The organism is Protofrankia sp. Cr1 (assembly GCF_963555865.1).
Taxonomy (GTDB): Bacteria; Actinomycetota; Actinomycetes; order Frankiales; family Frankiaceae; genus Protofrankia.
Window position 1 is genome coordinate 1 of record NZ_CAUVXO010000133.1, and the last position, 6,014, is coordinate 6,014.

Here is a 6,014-nt window from a genome sequence, read left to right on the forward strand (position 1 = left end):
TCCGCGACTTCCTCGGGTGTCCCGAGTCGGCCGAGTGCCGACCGGGCCGCGATCGATGCCCGCCGTTCCGGCGACATGTCGATCGTCCGGTCGGTGTCGGTGTATCCCGGCGCGATCACGTTGATCCGGATGCCGCGGGGGCCCAGTTCCTTGCACAGCGAGCGGGCATGTCCTACCAGGGCCGCCTTGGACGTCATGTACGGAACGCGGTCCGCGATCCCGCGCAGGGCTCCGGCTGACCCGATGTTGATGATTGACGCGTTACTCGACAGCAGGTCATAGGAGGCTCGGTACACCAGGTGCAGGCCGGTGAGGTTGGTGTCGATGACCCGCCGCCACTCGGTCAGGTCCACTTCGTGCAGCGGGTAGTGGCCGATCACGGACGCATTGTTGACGAGAATGTCGAGGCTGCCGAAACGCTCCCGGACGGCATCGAGCAGGTGGTCGACATCCGTCTCGGCCGTGATGTCGGCGCGGACCAGGTACGCGTCGGCACCCAGTGCGTTCAGTTCCGCGGCCAACGACGTGACCGCGTCACCCTCCTGCGTGTAGCAGGCGGTGACCGACACTCCTTGCTGCGCCAAGGCCAGGACGATCGCCCGGCCGATACCACGGGAACCGCCGGTCACCAGAGCGGTCCTGCCCTTGAGACTGAAATCCATCGGGTTTTCCCCTCGGATGCTCATTGTAGTTTGTCTGTGCTATGTCGACAGCTTTTATGCTCATGGAGTTGCTGAACTGGGAGCGGTGACCGGCACCCGGCTGGCGTGCTTTCCTAACATCTGGTGGATGGCCTCGGCCTCCACCGTGTCCAGGTCGGGGGAACCAGCGCCGTCGGCGAGAAGCACGCCGACGTCCGTGCGGGCCAGGCCCGCATCGGCCAGGTGCTGTCTGGGTATGGCGGAGCCGGAATGAAGATCAAAACAGGCTCTCAGTCGAGCCCGTCGACCAGAACGCCGGTCGGCCCGTAGGCCGCCATCTCTACGTAGATCGCCGGACGCTGCTGGGGGTCCTGGTAGGGCCGCAGCGGCGAGGTGATGGTGCGGTGGTCGGCCCCGGCTTCCCACGCGGCGAAGTTGGTGATGTTCGTCCACTCGCTGACCACCACGTACCGGGCCGGGTCGCCCGGATCACGCAGCAGCTGGTTACCGAGTAGGCCTGGGGCGCCGGCGAGTTTCGGGCTGATCGCGTGGTAGGCCCGTTCGACCGCGTCCGGGTCGTCCGCCGGGGCCAGCGCCCAGATCATCACCCGCACGCGCCCGCCACCCGGCTCCGATCGCCTGCTCACCCGACCGCCGTTCCAGGCCGGAGGGTCAGCACGGTGCCAGTGGTCATGGACCCGCTGGCCTGCACCCCCTGCCTGTTCTCCAGGTGGCCGGTGACGCGGTCGCCGATTTGTAGGCAGGTCTCCTCGAACTCACGCTCCCGGTCCGGGTAGGTCCTCATGGTGAGCATGATGCGAAAAGGGTTGGGATGGTCCATCAGATCCCTTCGTCGATGGTGAAGTCGGTAGCGTGTCGCCCGAAGCCTTATGCGGTGGGGACTCCTTTCAGGATCAGTGAACTGTTGAAGCCCCCGTAACCGCGGGCGTTGACCATGGCGACCCGCACGGGGCCTTCGCGCGGCGTACGGACGAGGTCAAGGCGGTACTGGGGCACCGGGTTGTCAAGGTTGCCCACCGCGGGGATCACCCCGTCGCGGATGGACAGCAGCGCGTTCACGGCCGCCAGTGCCGAGCCACCCGCGCACATCCGCCCGATCAGGCCCTGGGGAGCGGTGACCGGAACATGCTCGGCGTGTGCACCGAAGGCCAGCTGGATCGCGCGTGCCTCAAGGTCGTCGAGGTCGCGGGAGCCCGCGCCGTCCGCGAAGATCACATCGACGTCGGCCGGGGTGAGGCGCGCGTCTGCGAGCGCCCGGCGCATGGCCTCGGCGTACCAGCGTGGGTCCGGTGACGGGTCGCGATGATGATGCGCGTCGTGGGTTGCCGCGTATCCGGCGATCTCGGCGTACACCCGTGGCGCGCCACGGGCACCCGCGGTGGCCGGGTCTTCCACGACGAGCGTCGCGCCGCCCTCGGCGGGCACGTAACCGCCCGCGGACCGGTCGAACGGCTTGTAGGCGTCCGTCGGCTCACCGCTGGTGGACAGCCGCCCGCCCGTGATCTGGCAGGTGAGCGCGTAGGGGGTGAGGCCCGCCTCGGCACCGCCGGCGAGAACGGTGGGGGTGCCACGACGGATGGTCCGCCGGGCCTGCGCGAGGCTGTCAAGACCGCCGGCGGCGTCGGAGACCATGACCCCGGACGGCCCCTTGAGACCGTGTTTGATCGAGGTCTGGCCGGTCGTCGCCGCATAGAACCAGGCGATGGACTGGTACACGCTCACGGCCTGGCGACCACGGCTCCACAGCCGCTGGATCTCCCGCTGGCCGAAGTCGTTGCCACCGGAGCCGGCCGCGAACACCACCGAGGTCGCGTAAGGATCATGCGCCGCCGGGTCGTAGGCGGCGTCGGCGAGCGCGAGTTCGGTGGCGGCCATGCCCAGCCACGTCCACCGGTCGGTCTGCAGGACAATCCGTCCGCTCAGGTGGTCGGCGGGGTCGAACCCCTCGACCTGGCCGGCGAGCGTCGTGGCGTACCGGCCCGCGTCGAAACTGCTGATCGGCCCCACCCGGAGCTCGCCACGCAGCGTCGAACGCCAGTGCTCCTCGGCCCCGATGCCGCTCGGGGCGATCACTCCAATGCCGGTGACAACGGGACGAAGCGCCGGCCGGGTGGTGTTCACCGGGCGTCCTGGCCGCGGTCGAGCACGATGGCTGACTGAAACCCGCCGAAACCGCTGCCGACCGACAGGGCCACGTTGACGTCGTGGTCGCGGGCGATGTTCGGCACGTAGTCCAGGTCGCATTCGGGGTCCCGGTTGGCCCAGTTGGCTGTGGGCGGGACGACGCGGTTCTCGATCGCCAGAGCACAGGCCGCGACCTCGATGGCGCCGATCGCCCCCAACGAGTGGCCGACCATGGATTTGATCGAGCTCACCGGGACGTTGTACGCGTGCGGCCCGAGCGACTTCTTGAACGCGGCGGTCTCGTGGCGGTCGTTCTGCTTGGTTCCCGAGCCGTGCGCGTTGACGTAATCGACCCGGGTGGGGTCGGTCCGGCCCTGCCGCAGCGCGTCCGAGATCGCATCCGCCATGTCGAGGCCGTCAGCCTTCAGCCCGGTCATGTGGAAGGCGTTCGACCGCGCGGCGTAGCCGGTGATCTCGCAGTACACATGGGCGCCCCGGGCCCGGGCATGGGCCAGTTCCTCCAGCACGAGGACGGCGGAGCCCTCGCCCATCACGAACCCGTCGCGGGTCGCGTCGAACGGCCGGGATGCGTGCTCGGGGTCGTCGTTGCGCGCGGACGTCGCACGGATCGCGTCGAAGCAGGCAATGGAGATCGGGGACAGCGGCGCGTCCGTCGCGCCCGCGATCACGATGTCGGCCTCGCCGTCGACGATGAGCTGGTGGCCGTACCCGACCGCGTCGATCCCGGACGTGCAGCCCGTCGAGACCACGTGCGCCGGGCCGTGGGCCGAGAATCGGCACGCCACTTCGGTGGCCAGGCAGCTTGGAACCAGGGCGTGGTAGAGAAACGACGACGCATAGCTGGGGTCGACGAGCCAGTCACGTCCACTGTTACTGGCGACCACGTACTCGTCCTCCAGCCGGGTGGTCGCGCCGACCGCGCTGCCCATGCTGACAGCGACCACCGGGCCGTCGGTGTCTCCCATGCCGGGCGTGTCCGCGTCCCCGCCGAGTTCCAGTCCGCTGTCGGCGACCGCTTCGGTCGCGGCCGCGAGAGCGAACTGCAACGAAACGGTCATTACGGGCGATTTCCTGCGGTGTCAGCCCCGCCGCGGCCGGGTCGAAGTCGCATTCGGCGGCTATCTGCGAGCGGAACTGGGTCGGGTCGAAGAACGACAGGCGCCTGGTCGCAGTCCGGCCTTCGGTCAGCAGGTGCCAGAACTCCTTGCGGCCGGTGCCTCCCGGCGCGATCACGCCGATGCCGGTAATCGCCGTCCTTCTCACTGCCGGCTCCTTCACGGGGTGCTCCGGTGCGGACATGTCAGCTCTGGGGGAGCGGTTCGGTGTCCACGTGGCCGAGGTCCGGGCGAGGCGCCAGGGGACTCAGATGGAAGACGAGGAAGGCTGTCTCGCCGCCCTCGTTGACGATCCGGTGCCGCATGCCGATCGGGATGAGCAGTCCGTGCTCGGCCGGAAGCGTGGTGTGCTCGCCGTCAAGTCGCGCGGTGACACTTCCGGATACGCAGTACAGGAACTCCTCGGAGTACGGATGCCAGTGCTCGGTGACGATCTCGCCGGGCGCCAGCGTGAGAGTGCCGAGGAAGCCGGACTTCGCGCCCACCGTCGCGGGGGACAGCAGGGTGCGGATGTCACCGCCACGACGACGGTTGGCCGGGACATCGTGGATGGACACCACGGCCGGTCTGGTGGCCTGATCGGTCACGGTCATTGCGTCTCCTCGGATCCAAGGGGCTTTGCGGCGCGGGCGGCTCGTTCGACCTTCTCGCGGATGACGCCCATCTCCCGCCGGCTGTTGTTGTTGATGTTGTTGGTCATCCACTCGTCGTCGACGGGTGCCTCCGGGCGCATGTGGAAGTCCTGGACCCAGCGCATCCTAGTGCCGGTGCCCTCTGGTTCGTATGTCCATTCGATGTTCATGAAATCGAACGGTCCTGTTTCGACGCGGTGCGCCTCGACCCGGTATTTGCCCGGGTCGAGGGTCCGTTCCGAAACCCAGCTCCAGACCTTCCCGTCCGCATCCGGGTGCATGGTCAACCGGAATCGGAAAGTCTGTTCGTGGTGTTCAAGAATGTCTACCGAGGCATACTCGGTAAAAAGGTTCGGCCAGGTTTCGAGATCGTTGGTCATCGTCCAGACGAGATCGATATCGGCATCGATGAAGATCGAGTTGTCCGTGTGCGCGGCCATTATTCTCCATTCGGTTCACCATATGGCACGCCTGCCGACGCCTGCTCGTCAGGCGACGACCTGGCTGGCGGTGACGTTGATCGCGGTGAGGATCTGGGCGAGGGTGTAGTCGGCGGGCGGTTCCGCGGGCAGTTCGATCCCGAAGGCGTCGAAGACGACGGTCTGCAGGTGCAGGTATGCCAGTGAGTCCACGCCGACCTCGGCGAACGTGACGTCAAGGTGGGCCGGGCGGTCGTCGGGAGCGAGCACGCTCTGTTCGACGAGAAAGTCGAGTAGGCGGGCGGCGCTCCATGCGGGTGCCATGACGCTTTCTCCTTTGCGACGGTGGTCACAGTGACCATGAAGTGGGACCGGACCGCGGGGCCGGCGGGTCCATGGGCGTTTCGGGGACGTGGAGGTTTCGGGGATGTGGAGGTTTCGGGGACGTGGAGATGAACACCGATCGCACGCCCGTCGGTCCAGCGGGACCCGGCACCTGCAGCTCGAGCGGCGACGTGAGTCGGCCTCAGTACGGTGACCCGATGGTCGGTCGATCTGTTCGTCAGTCGGCGGTCCAGGAGTAGAAGTTCCGGGCCATCGCGTCCCGCGGGCTGCTCCAGGTGTCCGGGTCGTACGCGGTGATGTGCTTCTCCAGCTTTGTGTTAACGTCGACGAACAGCGGGTGCTCGCGAATGGCGGGCAGCGCGGGGGCGACGTCGTCAGCCGCTTCTATCAGGTGGAAATACAGTCCGTGAAAACTGAACAGATTTCGTCGGACAACACCCAGCATGTGGGGCAGCTGCCCATCGTCGGACTCGCGGAAGATACCGGCGACGGCGGCCTCGTCGCTGGCGTCCATGCGGGCGACGATAAGAGTCCGGTGTGTCATCGGGCGGGCCCGGAAGCAGTTGGGCAAACCTGACCGTAGAACCTTGACACGCGTGCTCCCTGACTATATCTGGAAGAGCTCGGGCAGGCGCGTGCAACGTCGGTGTCGCATCGGCGCCGGCATGTGTTGACGATATGACAGGACCGTCGGCG

At 67.4% G+C, this 6,014-nt stretch carries 9 protein-coding genes and 1 pseudogene; all 10 read right to left on the reverse strand.

The window, feature by feature from the left end; all coding sequences use genetic code 11:
- The coding region (locus U9980_RS12830) for an SDR family NAD(P)-dependent oxidoreductase (protein ID WP_322768114.1) at window positions 1–662 on the reverse strand (662 nt) is incomplete at its 3' end.
- A 60-nt stretch (window positions 663–722) separates the two neighbouring features.
- Entirely contained in the window at window positions 723–935 is a 213-nt protein-coding gene (locus tag U9980_RS12835) for a hypothetical protein (RefSeq protein WP_322768123.1), read from the reverse strand.
- Window positions 932–1,246 (reverse strand): antibiotic biosynthesis monooxygenase family protein, encoded by a 315-nt coding sequence (locus U9980_RS12840; RefSeq protein ID WP_322768124.1) that lies wholly within the window; start codon window positions 1,244–1,246, stop codon window positions 932–934. Before U9980_RS12840 ends, U9980_RS12835 begins: the two co-directional genes overlap by 4 nt.
- A gap of 38 nt (window positions 1,247–1,284) precedes the next feature.
- Window positions 1,285–1,482: a hypothetical protein gene (locus tag U9980_RS12845; RefSeq protein ID WP_322747969.1), complete on the reverse strand. Its 198-nt coding sequence runs from the start codon at window positions 1,480–1,482 to the stop codon at window positions 1,285–1,287.
- Between the two features lie 47 nt (window positions 1,483–1,529).
- A complete protein-coding gene (locus U9980_RS12850) occupies window positions 1,530–2,783 on the reverse strand; it encodes a beta-ketoacyl synthase N-terminal-like domain-containing protein (protein ID WP_322768115.1) in 1,254 nt (417 codons plus the stop codon).
- Window positions 2,780–4,106: pseudogene (locus tag U9980_RS12855) on the reverse strand (beta-ketoacyl-[acyl-carrier-protein] synthase family protein). Before U9980_RS12855 ends, U9980_RS12850 begins: the two are co-directional and overlap by 4 nt.
- 1 nt (window position 4,107) lies before the next feature.
- Window positions 4,108–4,515, reverse strand: a complete 408-nt coding sequence (locus U9980_RS12860) for a cupin domain-containing protein (RefSeq protein WP_322747966.1) — start codon at window positions 4,513–4,515, stop codon at window positions 4,108–4,110.
- The gene (locus tag U9980_RS12865) at window positions 4,512–4,994 is read right to left on the reverse strand and encodes an SRPBCC family protein (RefSeq protein WP_322768116.1); all 483 of its coding nucleotides are present in this window, start codon (window positions 4,992–4,994) and stop codon (window positions 4,512–4,514) included. The genes U9980_RS12860 and U9980_RS12865 overlap by 4 nt, the downstream gene beginning before the upstream one ends.
- Before the next feature lie 48 nt (window positions 4,995–5,042).
- The gene (locus U9980_RS12870) at window positions 5,043–5,297 is read right to left on the reverse strand and encodes a phosphopantetheine-binding protein (RefSeq protein ID WP_322768117.1); all 255 of its coding nucleotides are present in this window, start codon (window positions 5,295–5,297) and stop codon (window positions 5,043–5,045) included.
- A 238-nt stretch (window positions 5,298–5,535) separates the two neighbouring features.
- Window positions 5,536–5,862: a TcmI family type II polyketide cyclase gene (locus tag U9980_RS12875; RefSeq protein WP_322768118.1), complete on the reverse strand. Its 327-nt coding sequence runs from the start codon at window positions 5,860–5,862 to the stop codon at window positions 5,536–5,538.
- Window positions 5,863–6,014 lie beyond the last annotated feature (152 nt).